A 16,360-nucleotide genomic window follows, 5' to 3' on the forward strand; every position below is an offset into this window, starting at 1 on the left:
AGGTTTCGTCCGAACTGTCTCAACACTGGGAGGACTGCGATGAAGAAAATGCTTCTCTTGGGTGCGGCGTTCGCTGCGCTCACCCTTGGCCTGCCGGCACATGCCGAACTGAAGTTCAAGCCGGGCGAAGATTCAAAATTTCACTGGGCGAATTACGACGACCTCAAGAAGGTCGACCTCAAGGGCGAAACACTGACGATCTTCGGGCCGTGGCGCGGCGAGGACGAAACGCTTGTGCGTTCGGTGCTCGACTATTTCCAGGAAGCGACCGGCGCGGAGGTGAAATATTCCTCGTCCGAGAATTATGAGCAGCAGATCGTCATCGACACCCAGGCCGGCAGCCCGCCCAACATCGCCGTCCTGCCGCAGCCCGGCCTGATCCAGGACCTTGCTTCCAAGGGCGTGCTGACCCCGCTGGGCGACGACGTCGCCGCCTGGATCAAGGAAAACTACGCCGCCGGCGATTCCTGGGCCAAGCTCGGCACCTATACGGGCAAGGACGGCAAGCCCGGCTTCTACGCCTTCCCCTACAAGATCGACGTGAAGGGTCTGGTCTGGTACTCGCCGGACAATTTCGAGGAGGCCGGCTACAAGGTGCCGAAGACCCAGGAAGAGCTGGCCGACCTCGAGAAGAAGATCGTCGCCGACGGCGGCAAGCCCTGGTGCATCGGGCTGGGTTCGGGCGGCGCCACCGGCTGGCCGGCGACCGACTGGGTCGAGGACATCATGCTGCGCACGCAGCCACCGGAAGTCTACGACAAGTGGACGAAGAACGAGATTCCGTTCACCGACCCGGCCGTGGTCAACGCCATCGACATCTTCGGCAAGATCGCCACCGACGACAAGATGGTGGACGGCGGCGCCAAGGCGGTCGCGGCGACCGACTTCCGAGACAGCCCGAAGGGCCTCTTCACCGTGCCGCCCAAATGCTACATGCACCATCAGGCGTCGTTCATCCCCTCCTTCTTCCCGGAGAACGTGAAGCTCGGTCAGGATGCGGACTTCTTCCCCTATCCGCCCTACGCCTCCAAGCCGGAGCTGGGCACGCCGCTGGAAGTGGCCGGAACGCTGGTGATGATCACCAAGGACTCCAAGGCCTCGCGCGAGTTCATCAAGTTCCTGCAGATGCCGCTCGCGCATGAATTGTGGATGGCGCAGAAGAGCTTCGTCACCCCGTTCAAGGCCGCCAACAAGGACGCCTATGGCAGCGACGCGCTGAAGAAGCAGGGTGAGATCCTGGTCGGGGCCACCACGGTGCGGTTCGACGGCTCCGACCTGATGCCCGGCAAGGTCGGCGCGGGCTCGTTCTGGACCGGCATGATCGACCTGGTCGGCGGCAAGTCCGCGCAGGACGTCGCCGCCGACATCCAGAAAAGCTGGGATGCCATCAAGTAGCCATCCGGCAAACGGGCCGCCGCGCGCGGCCTGATATTTTCCTCATCCTCCACCTGGATCCGGGCTACGGCCCGGGTCCGACCGGCGATCCACGCCGGAAGCCTTCGCGTTTCGATTGTTCCGAAAACTCATAAGTCGGTGCATCCGACCGCCAGCCCCGGCTGGCTGGTCATGCGCAGGGAGAGGGACCCATGGCGGCTCAGATTTTCTCGGCCATATTCGTCATCATCATCGGCGTCGGCGGCTGTGTCGCCTATTTCTGGGGCGCCAACAAACTGCTCGATCTCGTTTTCCCGTCGCGCGGCGTGTCAGGCACGGCAGCCGTCGACAATCTGCGCCGGCAGGGACTGGTGCGGCCCTGGCTGTTCGTCGGTCCGGCGATGATCATTCTCACCATCTATCTGATCTACCCGGTGATCGAGACGCTGCGGCTATCCTTCCTCGATCGCGGCGGCGCGAACTTCGTCGGCCTCGCCAATTACGAGTGGGCGTTCGGCGACCACGATTTCCGCAACTCGATCCTCAACAACATCCTGTGGCTGGCGGTGGTGCCGGCGGCCTGCACCTTCCTGGGACTGATCATCGCGGTGCTCACCGACAAGATCTGGTGGAGCACGATCGCCAAGAGCCTGATCTTCCTGCCGCTGGCCATCTCATTCGTCGGCGCCAGCGTGATATGGAAGTTCATCTACGAGTATCGCGGCGAGGGCCAGGTGCAGATCGGGCTGCTCAACGCCATCATCCAGTATTTCGGCGGCCAGCCGCAGGTGTGGATATCGCTGCCGTTCTGGAACAATTTCTTCCTCATGGTGATCCTGATCTGGATCCAGACCGGTTTTGCGATGGTCATCCTGTCGTCTGCGCTGCGCGGCATTCCTGAAGAGACGCTGGAGGCCGCAGTGATCGACGGCGCCAACCCGTTCCAGATTTTCTGGAAGATCATGGTGCCGCAGATCTGGGGCACGATCGCGGTTGTGTGGACCACCATCACCATCCTCGTGCTGAAAGTGTTCGACATCGTGCTGACCATGACCAACGGCCAATGGAACAGCCAGGTGCTGGCCAATCTGATGTTCGACTGGATGTTCCGCGGCGGCGGCGATTTCGGCCGCGGCGCGACCATCGCCATCATCATCATGATCGCGGTCATTCCGATCATGGTCTGGAACATCCGCCAGGCCAACAAAGAGACGGGAGGGCATTGAGATGGCCGCGTCCACTGGAAAGTCCTTCGTCAGCCGCTTCGGCGTTCATATCGCCGTGCTGGTCTTCGTCGTCATCTGGACGATCCCCACGCTCGGCATCCTCGTCTCGTCATTGCGGGACAAGGATCAGATCATCGCCTCGGGCTGGTGGAATTCCTTCGCCAGTTCCAGCCAGACCGAGGCCGGACGGCTGCCGGCCGCCTCGGCGCAGACGCAGAAGGACGGCAAATATGTCATCGAGGGCAACGTCTTCGGCGATGGCGCCAAGCGTGACATCAGCGCCTTTGGTGTCAAGGCGGCGGCGCCGACGCAATACAAGGCCGGCACGGCGGCCGATCTCGGCGACGGCGTCACCTTGCAGGTGAACGCGGATGGCAGCTTCGTGCTCGCCTCGCCGAAGGCATTCGAAGGCGACCGCGGCCAGCGCGTCTACTACGCCTCCTCGGCGCCGCCGAAATTCACCACCGCGAACTACGATGCGGTGCTGTTTTCCGAAGGCATCGGCCGCTCGTTCATGAACTCGCTGACGGTGACCATTCCGGCAACGATCATCCCCATCCTGATCGCGGCCTTCGCGGCCTATGCGCTCGCCTGGATGCGCTTTCCCGGCCGGGCGCTGCTGATCGCCGTCATCATCGGCCTGCTGGTCGTGCCGCTGCAGATGTCGCTCATCCCGCTGCTCAAGCTCTATAACGGCGTCGGCACCTTCTTCGGCGTGCCGTCGAAGACCTATCTCGGCATCTGGCTGGCGCATACCGGCTTCGGCCTGCCCTTCGCCATCTACCTGCTCAGGAGCTACATCGCCGGCCTGCCGCGCGAGATCATGGAATCGGCGCGCATCGACGGCGCCAGCGATTTCGAGATCTTCGTCAAGATCGTGTTGCCGTTGTCGTTCCCGGTGCTTGCCTCCTTCGCCATCTTCCAGTTCCTGTGGGTATGGAACGATCTTCTGGTGGCGATGGTTTTCCTCGGCACGGCGCCCGATCAGATCGTGCTGACGGCCAAGCTCAACGCGCTGCTCGGCTCACGCGGCGGCAATTGGGAGATCCTTACGACTTCGGCATTCATCACCATTATCGTGCCGCTGATCGTGTTCTTCTCGCTGCAGCGCTATTTCGTCCGCGGGCTGCTTGCCGGCTCGGTGAAAGGAGGTTGAAGACATGCAATCGGCTTTGAAGGCGACTTCGAGACCAGACCCCGCCCCAGACCCTGCCATCGACCGCGACTGGTGGCGGGGCGCGGTGATCTACCAGATCTATCCGCGCTCCTACCAGGACTCCAACGACGACGGCATCGGCGACCTGAAAGGCATCGTGCAGCGCCTGCCCTACATCGCCTCGCTCGGCGTCGACGCCATCTGGATCTCGCCCTTCTTCAAATCGCCGATGAAGGATTTCGGCTATGACGTCTCGGATTACTGTGACGTCGACCCGATGTTCGGCACGCTCGCCGATTTCGACGCGCTGGTGGCGGAGGCGCACCGGCTGGGGCTCAAGGTGATGATCGACGAGGTGCTTTCGCACACCGCCGACATCCACCCCTGGTTCAAGGAAAGCCGTTCCAGCCGCAGCAATCCCAAGGCCGACTGGTATGTGTGGGCGGACGCCAAGCCCGACGGCACGCCGCCGAACAACTGGCTGTCGATCTTCGGCGGTTCGGCCTGGCAGTGGGACACCAGCCGCCAGCAATATTACATGCACAATTTCCTGGCCGAGCAGCCCGATCTCAACTTCCACAATGCTGAAGTTCAGGACGCGCTGCTCGACATCACCCGCTTCTGGCTGGAGCGCGGCGTCGACGGCTTCCGGCTGGATACGATCAATTTCTATTTCCACAGCCAGGGGCTGGAGGACAATCCGCCGCTGCCGCCGGAACAGCGCAACGACCAGACCGCGCCCGCGGTCAATCCGTACAACTACCAGGACCATATCTACGACAAGAGCCGCCCGGAGAATCTCAGCTTCCTCGAGCGCTTTCGCGCGCTTCTCGACGAATATCCGGCGCAGGCCGCCGTCGGCGAGGTCGGCGACTCGCAGCGCGGCCTCGAGGTGGTCGCCGCCTACACCGCCGACGGCAAGCGCGTGCATATGTGCTATTCCTTCGACTTCCTCGCGCCGGAAAAGATCAGCGCGGCGAAAGTGCGCGCGGTGCTGGAGGCGTTCGGCACGGTGGCCAGCGACGGCTGGTCGTGCTGGGCCTTCTCCAACCATGACGTGATGCGGGTCGCCTCGCGCTGGGCCGCCAACGAGGCGGACCCGACCGCCTATCTCAAGGTGATCTCGGCCCTTCTGATGTCGTTGCGCGGGTCGGTCTGCATCTATCAGGGCGAAGAGCTCGGCCTTGGCGAGGCGGAGCTGAAATTCGAGGACCTGCAGGATCCCTACGGCATCCGCTTCTGGCCGGAGTTCAAGGGCCGTGACGGCTGCCGCACGCCGATGGTGTGGGAAGCGGCCGCCAAGAATGGCGGCTTCTCGGCGGCGAAACCCTGGCTGCCGGTGCCGGGAAGGCACCTGTCGCAGGCCGTCAACGTGCAACAGGGCGACGCCAGCTCGCTGCTCGAGCACTACCGCCGCTTCCTCGCCTTCCGTCGCCAGCACCCGGCGCTGGCCAAGGGCGAGATCGACTTTATCGCAAGCGACGGCGATACCGTCGCCTTCACGCGCCGCGAGGGCAGTGAGCGGATCGTCTGCGCCTTCAACCTCGGCAGCAAATCCGCCGAGATCGATCTCGGCCAAGGCGCGCTGCAGCCCTTGCCCGGACATGGCTTTTCGGGACAGACTGGCAGCGGGCCGGTCCGCCTCGGCGGATACGGCGCCTGGTTCGGGCGCATCGACTGAACTTCTAAGACAGCAATCAACGGGAGGAGACAAACATGGCCGATGTCACGCTGAACCAGGTAAAGAAGTCATACGGCAACCTCAACATTCTGCACGGCATCGACCTCGACATCAAATCGGGAGAGTTCATCGTCTTCGTCGGGCCATCGGGCTGCGGCAAATCCACCTTGCTGCGGTCGATCGCGGGGCTCGAGGAGATCACCGGGGGCGAGTTGAAGATCGATGGCGAGGTGGTGAACGACGTGCCGCCGTCGAAGCGCGGCATCGCCATGGTGTTCCAGTCCTATGCGCTTTATCCGCATATGACGGTCTACGACAACATGGCCTTCTCGATGAAGATCGGCAAGGAAAGCAAGGCCGAGATCGACAAGCGGGTGCGGCAGGCGGCGGAAATCCTGCAGCTGACCAAATATCTCGACCGCCTGCCCAAGGCGATGTCGGGCGGCCAGCGCCAGCGCGTCGCCATCGGCCGCGCCATCGTGCGCAACCCGAAAGTGTTCCTGTTCGACGAGCCGCTTTCGAACCTTGACGCCGCGCTGCGCGTCGCCACCCGCATCGAGATCGCCAAGCTGAAGGAATCGATGCCGAACACCACGATGATCTACGTCACCCACGACCAGGTCGAGGCGATGACGCTGGCGGACCGCATCGTGGTGCTGAAGGACGGCCGGGTCGAGCAGGTCGGCACGCCGATGGAGCTCTACAAGCGGCCGGGCAATCTGTTCGTCGCCCAGTTTATCGGCTCGCCTGCCATGAACATATTGCCGGCAAAGATCGAGAAGGCCGGCAATCCGACCGTGGTGAGCCATGTCGGCGGCCGCAAGGCGACGGTGCCGATCGCCACGCCGGCCTCGGCCAATGGCGCGGCGGTGAGCTTCGGCGTGCGGCCGGAGGATCTCTTGATCGCCACTGGTTCCGATTACCTCTTCGAGGGCAAGGTCGACTATATCGAGCAGCTCGGCGAGGTTCAGCTCGTCTATATCGACATCGGCCGCGCGGACCTGCCGCTGGTCGCCAAGCTGCCGGGCAATGTCGAGGTTAAGCGCGGCGAGACGCTGCGGCTCAACGCCAGCGCCGGCGATCTGCATATCTTCGACGCCGACGGGCATTCCTTCACGCTGCATCGCGAAGAAGCGAAGGCAGCCTGAGCGGAGCCGCCACGGCAAAGAAAAAGCGGCGGACCTTGGCCCGCCGCTCCTGTTTAAATCGCGGTCGGCTGTTAACGATTGCCGAAGCGGTCGCGGTCGCTGCCCTGCGGCGCCGACTTCTGCGCGTCGCCCGAGTTCAGCAGCTTGTAGACCGGCGAATCGGTGCCGATCGACGAGGTGCGGGTCGTATCCACGGCGGGAGCCGGCTGGTTGACGCCGCTGTTGTTGTAGTTGTCGCTGCCCGCAAAAGCGGCCGTGGAAACGGCCATGAGAGCGGCGGTGGCAAGAACGATCTTTTTCATCTTAGGTACTCCTGAATTTCTTGATCGGAACGAGACGACGAGCAAGCGGCCGCCGGTTCGACGTCGGCTGTTAGTTGTTGCCGAAGAGGTTGCGGTCGGCGCCCGTCTTGACCTGAATCTGCTCGGCCGGCTCCGCCTTGCGGACCGAGGCCGTGTAAGAAGAGTCGACTGTCGCCGCCGGCGGATTGGCAGCCTGCGAGTTGTAATTATCGCTACCAGCAAAGGCGCTGCCGGAAATGGCCAGAAGGGCGGCGGCAGTGAGAACAATCTTTTTCATTTTTGCTACTCCAGTATTTTTATTCCGTCCGTCTAGCGGCGTGTCTTGGGAATGAAATCGCGTCGTTCGGACAGCGCTGATTTGGGTAAGTCGATCGCCGGATTCCAATCACGAAGTTTTTCCGCCTGGACCATGAATGCGCATCTTGAAGTTTTCATAAGCATGCCTATCACCATATGTTTATCTAATTGAATCAACGGTTTATATAAGTTGTGCAGTTGGCTCACCAAGTGTGTCAGGCGGCCAACGTTCACAGCGTTCTGCACGCACCGTCAACAGAAACGAACCGTTCGGTTCGATTTTAGAATCTGCTAATAGTCACTTTTTGATACTGTTAACCATTCAGGGCCCTCCCGAACATCGTCCCGAAAGCCGAGGGCAAGGAGAAAAGGACGGAATCAGCACGGTGAACACGGCGCAATTGTCGCGCCGCATGGATGCGATGTCGTTTTCATGCCGACGGGAAACCGGCGGTCGTGATTAGATCAGGGCATCTCAGGTGCCGCTTTGTCGCGACGAGGCGGAGAATTGGGAAGCCGGTCGAAATCCGGCGCTGCCCCCGCAACGGTGGTGGAGTGAAGTCGCAACGGGAGACCACTGGGCCATGGGCCTGGGAAGGTGCTGCGACCGCCCGCAAGGGCAACTCCAAAGCCCGGAAACCAGCCAGAGACATTTTAACTCGACTGATCGCGGTGGGCGGTCAAGAGGCGGACGGCGCGCGCCCGGCCCTGCCGGTGGCAGTCGTTCTTCTCCATCACCACCAGTTCAGTCCTTGATGCGAGGACAGGACATGGATGCGCGCAACGACATGCTGAGGCTCCTACAGAGCCGCAAGCCGGGCTACTCGCTCGAGCAGCCCTTCTACACCGATCCCGACTATTTCAAGCTCGACATGGAGCTGATCTGGTATCGTGACTGGTTGTTTATCGGCCATGATTGCGAACTGCCGAAACCAGGCAGCTATATCACCGTCCAGGTCGGCGACTATCCGGTGGTGCTGGTCCGCGACCAGAAGGGAAGGATCAACGCTTTCCACAACTCCTGCCGGCATCGCGGCAGCCGCGTGTGCAACACCGACAAGGGCACCGCCGCCAAGCTGGTTTGTCCCTACCATCAGTGGACTTACGAGCTCGACGGGCGGTTGCTGTTTGCGCGCCAGATGGCGGAAGGGTTCGACAAAGGCCAGTTCGGCCTGAAGCCCGCGGCCTGCGAAAGCGTCGGCGGCTACATCTTCATCTGCCTGGCAAAGGAGCCTGCCGACTTCGCGCCCATGCGCGCCATGATCGAACCCTATCTCCTGCCGCACCGGCTGAGCGAGGCAAAGGTCGCGTACGAATCGACGATCGTCGAAAAGGGCAACTGGAAGCTCGTCTGGGAAAACAACCGCGAGTGCTATCACTGCGCCGGCAACCATCCGGAACTGTGCAAGACTTTTCCGGAAGCGCCAACGGTGACAGGTGTGCAGGGCGCCGACAGCGACCCGGAAATGCTTGCGCACTGGGCGAAATGCGAGGCGGCGGGTCTGCCGAGCCGGTTCCGGATCGATCCGGCCGGGCAATACCGCGCCACGCGCGCGCCGCTGCTGCGCGACGCCGTCAGCTACACGATGAGCGGCAAGCGCGCCGTGACGAAAAACCTGTCCGCCGGCGTCGCCGCCGACCGCATCGGCACTTTGATGCATTACCATTATCCGACCACATGGAATCACATCCTCATCGATCACGCCGTCACCTTCCGTGTGCTGCCGATCAGCGCCACGGAGACCGCGGTGACGACGAAATGGCTGGTCCACAAGGACGCGGTGGAAGGCGTCGACTACGATCTGGCCGAACTCACCCATGTCTGGACCGAGACCAACGATCAGGACCGCCGCATCGTCGAGGAAAACGCGCTCGGCATCCTGTCGCCGGCTTACGAGCCCGGTCCCTATTCCGAGCTGCATGAGGGCGGCGTCATCCAGTTCGTCGAGTGGTACGCCTCCTTCATCGGTCCGCGCCTTGCCGAAGGCGGCCGCCCGGCACTGCGCAGCGTCGCCTAAAGGCCGAGGAGATGAACGCGATGACAGATCTCGGCCTCTATCGCCATCTCGACGAGATGGCGCCCTGGAACGACAGGCTGCAAGTGCTGGAAGTGATCGGCGTCAGCGACGAGGCGCCGCAGGTGAAGACGTTCACCTTCCGCTCCGACAATCAGACCTGGTTCCGCTACAAGCCGGGGCAGTTCGTGACGCTGGAATTGCCGACGGCCGACGGACCGCTAATGCGCACCTACACGTTGTCGTCCTCGCCGTCGCGGCCGTTCTCGATCGCAGTGACGGTGAAAGCGCAAGCCGGAAGCGTCGGCACGCGCTGGATGTTCGACAATCTGAAGCCCGGCGTCCATGTGAAGGCCTACGGGCCGGCCGGCGATTTCTCGCTGCACAGCCATCCGGCGGCCAAATATCTGTTCATTTCGGCCGGATCCGGCGTCACGCCGATGATGTCGATGCTGCGCTGGCTGAACGACTGCGCGCCCTGGACCGATGTCGGCTTCGTCAACTGCGCGCGCCGGCCGGAAGAGATCATCTTCCGCAAGGAGCTCGAACTGCTCGGCAGCCGCATGCCCGGCCTGTCGCTCGGCTTCATGATCGAGGAGCGGTCGAGCCGCGAGGGCTGGTTCGGTCATATGGGCCGCATCGACGCAATCCGGCTGCCGCTTCTGGCACCTGATTTCCGCGAACGGGAAATCTTCTGCTGCGGGCCCGACCCTTTCATGCGTGCCGTCCGACAGATGCTGGAGGCCGCCGGCTTCGACATGAGCCGCTACCATCAGGAGAGCTTCGCGGCGCCGGCCGTGGAAGAAGTCCCAGCGCCGTTCGCGATGCCGGCCGGCGAGGACGCCCAGCCGCCCGCCGAGGCGGTGACACCGGTCCGTTTTTCGCTTTCAAATGTCGATGCGGAATGCGTCGCCGGACAGACCGTGCTGCAGACGGCGCGCGCTTCAGGCGTCAGGATCCCGGCGGCCTGCGAATTCGGTCTCTGCGGAACCTGCAAGGTGAAAAAGGTCTCGGGCGAGGTCTCGATGAGCCACAATGGCGGCATTCTCGATCACGAGATCGATGACGGCTATATCCTGGCCTGCTGTTCGAGGCCGCTGTCGGCACTGGACGTCGAGGCCTGAAGGCTTACCGGTCGAGGCGAGGACCGCTGCGGGATCATCCTCGCAGGGATCATGCTTCTAAACCCCGTAGCGCTCGGTGCGGATGATTTCCGCCGGAACGCCGGCGCCGATCAAGGCGTCGGCGGCGGCCGAGACGAACGCGTTCGAGCCGCAGACATAGGCGAGCCTCGGCGCCTTGGGGAGGCGCTCGACGGCCTGCGCCATCATGCGGGCGTCGACGCGCCGGGAATAGTCGGAGGGGCGCCTCGCCGGCTCACGGGTCAGCGTCAGCACAAGGTTGAATCCGTCAAGCCGGTCGTCCAAGCCGATCAGTTCGTCGCGGAAGATGACCTCGTCCCAGATCCGCGCCGAAAACACCAGCGCGACCGGCACCGCCATATTGCGCAGCGTGCGATGGCGCACCATCGCCATCAGCGGCACGACACCGGAGCCGCCGCCGACCAGAAGGATCGGCCCGCTGTCCTCCCAGATGAAATGGCCACCCAGCGGCCCGCGCAGCTCGATCTCGTCGCCGACGGCGGCCACGTCGTGGAAGAAGGGCGAGACCTCGCCGTCGTCGAGCCGCTCGATCGCCAGCTCGACGGCGGCACCGGCTTCCGGCGCCGAGGCGATGGAATATGAGCGGCGCGCCTGATAGCCGTCCGGCGCCGTCAGCCTGATGTCGACGTGCTGGCCCGCCAGATGGGCGAAGGGCCGCGACGGCTGGAACCAGAAGCTGGTGACGCGCGGCGTGCGCTTTTCGATGCGGGTGATGGTGGCTGCCTGCCAGGGCGACTGCGGCGACGGCTCGGCACTCATGGATTGCCCCTCACGGGTCGAGCTCATGGATCGCTCGAATAGCGCTGCTCGCGCCAGGGGTCGCCATACATGTGATAGCCGCGCAGCTCCCAGAAGCCCGGCTCATCGCGCTCGGTGAACTGCAGCCCGTTCACCCATTTGGCCGATTTCCAGAAATAGAGATGCGGTACCAATAGCCGCGCCGGCCCGCCATGATCCGGCGTGATCGGCTTGCCTTCATAGAGCAGCGCCACCATCGCCTTGCCGGTGACGAGATCCTTGGTCGGCACATTGGTGGAATAGCCGTCGAAGGACAGCGCCAGCGTGTAGGCGGTCGGCGGCTCGATACCGGCGTCGGCGAGGATGTCGTCGATCATGACGCCCTGCCACGGCGTGTTGAATTTTGTCCAGGCCGTCACGCAATGGATGTCGCGCGTCATCTTGCTTTGCGGCAGGGCGTTGAACTCGGCCCAGTTCCATTTCTTGATTGGCTTGGATCCCTGCTTGAGGGTGAAAGACCAATCCTCCGTGCGCACGCGCGGTGTCGGCCCGGCCGAGAGCACGGGAAAACCCTGCTCCAGATACTGGCCCGGCGGAATGCGCGCGTCGGTGTCGGAAGGAGGACGCCGTCCCGAAAAGAAACCGCGCGTGACCATGGAGACGCCTTCCTGCACCGGTGGAACGATGCGGGGAGTGTTCTCGAAGACGCCTTCCGGGGCAATAGAAATCTTGAGGTGGAGCCCACCGGCAAGGCCGGCAGGCTCCGTCGGAGATTTTCTCAGCCGGCGGCGAAGGGCACGGCGACGAAGATCTGCGCGTCGCCGCGATCGATCAGCAGGAGAACCGACTTCTTGCCGGATTTGCCGGCCTCGGCGATCGCCTGATTGGCCTGCCTGGCCGTCCTTACCGGCGTCTGGTCGACACCGACGATGACATCGCCCGGCTGGATGCCGGCCGCCGAAGCCGCCTTGTCCGGATTGACCCGCTCGACCACCGCCCCGTGCTGGTTGCCGGCAAGGTTGAGCTGGTCGCGGATATCGGGCGTGAGGTCGGTCAGGCCGAGGCCGAGCGAGGGAACGCGCAAGCCCTGTTCGGCCGACGGGCTGCGACCGTCATTGCCGTTCGACGCCGTCTTCTGATCTTCGGCGTTGCGGCCGACATCGGCGGAGATCTGAATCGCCTTGCCCTTGCGCCAGATGTTGACGGTTTCCTTGGCGCCGGGCGACACGTCGGCCACGGCGCGCGACAGATCCTTGGGATCCTTGATCTCCTGGCCACCGAAGCCGGTGATGACGTCGCCGGTCTCGATGCCGGCCTTGGCCGCCGGCGACCCGTCGGTGACCTGGGAAACCAGCGCGCCGCCGGGATGGTCGAGGCCGATGGCGCTGGCGACATCCGGTGTGACCGGCTGGATCTGCACGCCGAGATAGCCGTATTCGATGTCGCCGCCCTTCATCAGCTTGGCCACGACCTTCTGCGCCTGGTCCGACGGGATAGCGAAGCCGACGCCGACGCTGCCGCCATTGGGCGAATAGATTGCGGTATTGATGCCGATGACATTGCCGTTGACGTCGACCAGCGGGCCGCCGGAATTGCCGTGGTTGATCGGCGCGTCGATCTGGATGAAATCGTCGAACGGCCCGCTATGCAGGTCGCGGCCGCGCGCCGAGACGATGCCGGCGGTGACGGTGGTGCCAATGCCGAACGGATTGCCGATCGCCAGCACCTGGTCGCCTGTCATCAGTCTGCTGGAATCGCCCCATTTGACGGTCGGCAGCGGCTTGTCGGCCTTGATCTTGAGCACCGCGAGATCGTTCTTGGCGTCGTGGCCGACCAGCTTGGCGGGAAGCTCGGTGCCGTCGTCGAGCGTCACCTTGATCGAGCTTGCGCCGTCGATGACGTGATTGTTGGTGACGATGGTGCCATCGGCGCCGACGATGAAGCCGGAGCCGAGCGCCTCGGCGCGCTGCCCCTGCTGCTGCGGCGGCGTCCGCGGCATCGGCATGCCGCCCTGGTCGCCAAAGAACTGCTGGAAGAACTGGTCGAATGGCACATTGCCGCCAAGGGGCGAACCGTCATCACCCGCCTGTGGCTGCGCCTTCATGATCGAGGTGACGGTGACGACCGCCGGCTTGGTGACGGCGATGACCGGCGCGAAAGAGCCATTCGGGGCCGTGACGCCGGCGACGGGCGTCTGCGTCGTCGCGGCCACGGTGCTCAGGCCGGCATTGCTTTGGGCAAAGGAGACGACGACGGGAGAAATGATCAGCGCGGCGCCCAGCAGGGCGGCGACGCGATGTCTGCGAAGAATGCTCGATGGTGACATGGTCGTTCTGTCCGGGCGAGAGGTTGATCCAGCGCCGCAGGCGCCTCAGGAGGAGCGCCCGTCAACGTGTCGGCGACCGGCAATGCCTGCCTCGCCGCACATGGCAGCCGGCCGGATCGACAATCAAGATTTAGGATGCGGAATGGCCTGATTCAGGGCCTTTGGATGACCTTACAAAGATTTAATTCAGAGGCCGCTTACGAACCGCTCGCGCCGGCGCAGGTAGGACGAGGCCATTGCGCGCATGCGGGCGGCATCGAAGATCGGGCCGTGACCGCCCAGGCCGATGCGGATCGGCAGGTCGAGCAGGCGCTGCATGGTGCGGCAATAGGCCGTGCGGTCGGAATCCGGCAGATCGTCGATAAGCATGCCGTCATAGATGGCGTCGCCGGCAAAGAAGAGGCCATCGGCCTCGTCGAAGAGCCCGATGGAGTCCGGCGAATGTCCGGGCAGATGCAGCACGCGGAATTTCCGGTCGCCGAGATCGACTTCGTCGCCCTCATCGAGCGCGCGGGTCAGCGGCGCGGAAGGAATGCGATAGTCAGCCGCCTTCCAATCCGGCGCCGGCAGTTTCGAGACGGCGCCGTCGAGATTGTGGAACATGTAGGCGTAAGTGACGGCATCATCCATGCCGTCAAACTCACCCGCGCTCATCTTAGGCCCCATGCGCAGCGGGAATTCGTGCAGCGAGCCGACATGGTCGAGATGGATGTGCGTGGCGACGACGATGAGCGGCTTGCCGGCCGGCGTGTCGATCTCAGGCGCCAGCGGGCGGATGCCCATGCCGGTGTCGACCAGAAGGTCCGCGTCGCGGCCCTTCAAATGCCAGATGTTGGCGCGCACGAAATCATGCACGAAGGGCTCGGTCAGCATCGTCGTAGCGGCATCGACTTTCGCCTTGCCGAACCAGTCGCCGACCTCAAGCTCGGGCATCGTACCGCCCATCAGACAAACGGCTTCCCGACCTTGTATTTTTCCGGGACCAGCCGCTTCAGATAGGCCATGCCGGCTTCCGAAAGCTGGTTGGCGTCCGGCTGCATGAAATCGTCTGGCATATGGCGGGTCTTGCCGGCCACCGCCTTCAGCGGCACCTTCTTCAACACTGTCTTCGACCCGTCATACTGGATCGCCACCGAGCCGCCGCCTTCGCCGGCGACAGCGACCGCGAAGGCGCCGGCATCGAAGGCCTCCTTGGCGTCGACGGCGCTGATGGCACCGACATAGCCGCGCGGCATGTAGCCCAGCGCATCGACCCGCGCCCGCTTGCCCGGCAGGCCCTCGGCCAGAGCCCGTTCCAGCGCCGCCGGCAGGTCGCTGCCAGACAATTTGACGTTGCCGTGCTGGTCGCGCTCGAGTTTCTCCGGCGGCACCAGGCTTTCGACCAGCGCCTTGCCGTCGGCGGTGCTGACGCCTTCCGAGACGGCAACGATGCAGCGCTTGTGGCGATCCAGCTTTTCGCGCACCTCATCAATGAAGCGCTTCGCCGAAAAGGCGCGCTCCGGCACATAGACCAGATGCGGACCGCTGTCGGGATCGAGCTGCCAGGCGGCCGCGGCGGCGGTGAGGAAGCCGGCATGGCGGCCCATCACGATGCCGACATAGATGCCGGGTAGCGCGCGAAAATCGAGATCAACCGAGAGGAAGGCGCCGGCGACGAACTCGGCCGCCGAGATGAAGCCTGGCGTGTGGTCGTTCTCCTCGAGATCGTTGTCGATGGTTTTCGGCGCATGCACGAAGGCGATCGAGCCGCCGGCGGCATCGGTCAGGATCTGCTGCGTGCCCGACGTGTCGTTGCCGCCGATATAGATGAAGGCGTCGGCGCCGGCCTTTTTCAGGCCGTTAAGGATGACTTCGCAATAGGCGGCGTCCGGCTTGTCGCGGGTCGAGCCGAGGGCGGCGCTCGGCGTGCCGGCAATCAGCCGCAGCCGGTCCTCGGGGATGGCGGAGAGATCGACATAATTGCCGTCGCGGATGCCGCGCACGCCATGGATCGAGCCAAGCACCTTGGCGCCGGGATGGCGCTTGCGGATTTCCAGCGTGGCGCCGACGACCGTCTGGTTGATGACGGCGGTGGGCCCGCCGCCCTGCGCGATGACGAAGGTTCCAGCCATGCTCGTTCTCTCCCGAAGCGAAGGTTTTCAGGGCACCTTCGCCTGTCTTGCGGCATCGCGCAACGGAAGAAACGGTATGTTGGAACGGCGGCCGGATAGCCGCCTCAAAAACATTAGACGACGACGACCGGGTTCCTCTTGGAAACGCGGCTGTAGAGGTCGATGATGTCCTGGTTGATCAGGCGCACGCAACCCGAGGACATCGCCTGGCCGATGCTCCACCATTCGGGCGAGCCGTGGATGCGATAGCCGGTGTCCTTGCCGTTCTGGTAGATGTAGAGCGCCCGGGCGCCCAACGGATTGGTGAGGCCGCCGGGCTGTCCGCCCTGCCATTTCACCAGTTCCGGCTTGCGCTGGATCATTTCCGGCGGCGGTGTCCAGACCGGCCATTCGCGGCCGTACTGAATGTTGGCGCGGCCCGACCAGCGGAAGCCGTCCTTGCCGATGCCGACGCCGTAGCGGATGGCATCGCCGCCCGGCTGGACAAGATAGAGCATGCGTTCCTGCAGGTGGACGACGATGGTGCCGGGCGCCTCCCCTGTCTTGTCGACGACGATCTGGCGGCGGAACTGCGGCTTGACCTTCTGCCACGGCACCGCCGGCACCTCGAAACCGCCATCGGTGAGCGAGGCATACATCACATCTGGCCCGGTGATGTTCTTGTCGACGCTGATCGCCGGGCGCATGGGCGGCACGGAGCCGGTGACGGTGTTGTCGAGCTGCATTTGCGGCAGGTCGAGCGTGTCGGTGGTGCTGCAGCCGGCAAGGCCGAGCAGCGCCATGGCGCCGGCGCCCGAAAGCAGGGCGCGGCGGGAAAGCTGAA

15 protein-coding genes and 1 riboswitch are annotated in these 16,360 nt (G+C 63.8%); of the genes, 7 read left to right on the top strand and 8 right to left on the bottom strand.

Translation table 11 applies throughout. The annotated features are described in order from the left end of the window. Positions 1-39: 39 nt before the first annotated feature. The 5 genes from EN862_RS27615 (at position 40) to ugpC (ending at position 6,585) form a co-directional block, all read left to right on the top strand. Entirely contained in the window at positions 40-1,395 is a 1,356-nt protein-coding gene (locus EN862_RS27615; RefSeq protein ID WP_127866645.1) for an ABC transporter substrate-binding protein, read from the top strand. A 191-nt stretch (positions 1,396-1,586) separates the two neighbouring features. Next, complete coding sequence (locus tag EN862_RS27620; protein ID WP_127866646.1) at positions 1,587-2,600, top strand: sugar ABC transporter permease; 1,014 nt, start codon at positions 1,587-1,589, stop codon at positions 2,598-2,600. Position 2,601: 1 nt separating this feature from the next. Then, on the top strand, positions 2,602-3,756 hold the full coding sequence (locus EN862_RS27625) for a carbohydrate ABC transporter permease (RefSeq protein WP_127866647.1): 1,155 nt from the start codon (positions 2,602-2,604) through the stop codon (positions 3,754-3,756). A gap of 4 nt (positions 3,757-3,760) precedes the next feature. Next, complete coding sequence (locus tag EN862_RS27630; protein ID WP_127866648.1) at positions 3,761-5,437, top strand: alpha-glucosidase; 1,677 nt, start codon at positions 3,761-3,763, stop codon at positions 5,435-5,437. 35 nt (positions 5,438-5,472) lie between these two features. Further along, the gene (gene ugpC, locus EN862_RS27635) at positions 5,473-6,585 is read left to right on the top strand and encodes a sn-glycerol-3-phosphate ABC transporter ATP-binding protein UgpC (protein WP_127866649.1); all 1,113 of its coding nucleotides are present in this window, start codon (positions 5,473-5,475) and stop codon (positions 6,583-6,585) included. Between the two features lie 71 nt (positions 6,586-6,656). Here ugpC and EN862_RS27640 read toward each other — a convergent pair whose 3' ends face one another. Continuing rightward, positions 6,657-6,887 carry a DUF680 domain-containing protein gene (locus tag EN862_RS27640; RefSeq protein WP_127866650.1) on the bottom strand — a complete coding sequence of 77 codons (231 nt, stop codon included), beginning with the start codon at positions 6,885-6,887 and terminating at the stop codon, positions 6,657-6,659. Positions 6,888-6,957: 70 nt separating this feature from the next. Next, entirely contained in the window at positions 6,958-7,164 is a 207-nt protein-coding gene (locus EN862_RS27645) for a DUF680 domain-containing protein (RefSeq protein WP_127866651.1), read from the bottom strand. Positions 7,165-7,644: 480 nt separating this feature from the next. Continuing rightward, a riboswitch (cobalamin riboswitch) is annotated at positions 7,645-7,847 on the top strand. 107 nt (positions 7,848-7,954) lie between these two features. Here EN862_RS27645 and EN862_RS27650 point away from each other — a divergent pair. Then, positions 7,955-9,202, top strand: a complete 1,248-nt coding sequence (locus tag EN862_RS27650; RefSeq protein ID WP_127866652.1) for an aromatic ring-hydroxylating dioxygenase subunit alpha — start codon at positions 7,955-7,957, stop codon at positions 9,200-9,202. A gap of 20 nt (positions 9,203-9,222) precedes the next feature. Further along, positions 9,223-10,323 (top strand): hybrid-cluster NAD(P)-dependent oxidoreductase, encoded by a 1,101-nt coding sequence (locus EN862_RS27655; RefSeq protein WP_127866653.1) that lies wholly within the window; start codon positions 9,223-9,225, stop codon positions 10,321-10,323. 57 nt (positions 10,324-10,380) lie between these two features. On the opposite strand, the gene EN862_RS27660 is transcribed toward EN862_RS27655, so the two are convergent. From EN862_RS27660 to EN862_RS27685, 6 genes are all read right to left on the bottom strand, one after another. Then, positions 10,381-11,148, bottom strand: a complete 768-nt coding sequence (locus tag EN862_RS27660) for a ferredoxin reductase (protein ID WP_281035864.1) — start codon at positions 11,146-11,148, stop codon at positions 10,381-10,383. Beyond that, the gene (locus EN862_RS27665) at positions 11,145-11,756 is read right to left on the bottom strand and encodes a sulfite oxidase-like oxidoreductase (protein ID WP_127866654.1); all 612 of its coding nucleotides are present in this window, start codon (positions 11,754-11,756) and stop codon (positions 11,145-11,147) included. The genes EN862_RS27660 and EN862_RS27665 overlap by 4 nt, the downstream gene beginning before the upstream one ends. 122 nt (positions 11,757-11,878) lie before the next feature. After that, on the bottom strand, positions 11,879-13,426 hold the full coding sequence (locus EN862_RS27670) for a DegQ family serine endoprotease (protein WP_127866655.1): 1,548 nt from the start codon (positions 13,424-13,426) through the stop codon (positions 11,879-11,881). 186 nt (positions 13,427-13,612) lie between these two features. After that, complete coding sequence (locus tag EN862_RS27675; protein ID WP_193771579.1) at positions 13,613-14,371, bottom strand: MBL fold metallo-hydrolase; 759 nt, start codon at positions 14,369-14,371, stop codon at positions 13,613-13,615. Beyond that, the gene (locus EN862_RS27680; RefSeq protein WP_127866656.1) at positions 14,371-15,537 is read right to left on the bottom strand and encodes a diphosphate--fructose-6-phosphate 1-phosphotransferase; all 1,167 of its coding nucleotides are present in this window, start codon (positions 15,535-15,537) and stop codon (positions 14,371-14,373) included. The genes EN862_RS27675 and EN862_RS27680 overlap by 1 nt, the downstream gene beginning before the upstream one ends. Before the next feature lie 113 nt (positions 15,538-15,650). Next, positions 15,651-16,319, bottom strand: a complete 669-nt coding sequence (locus EN862_RS27685) for a L,D-transpeptidase (RefSeq protein WP_245519714.1) — start codon at positions 16,317-16,319, stop codon at positions 15,651-15,653. Between the last annotated feature and the right edge of the window lie 41 nt (positions 16,320-16,360).

The organism is Mesorhizobium sp. M2E.F.Ca.ET.219.01.1.1, assembly GCF_004016445.2.
GTDB lineage: Bacteria > Pseudomonadota > Alphaproteobacteria > Rhizobiales > Rhizobiaceae > Mesorhizobium.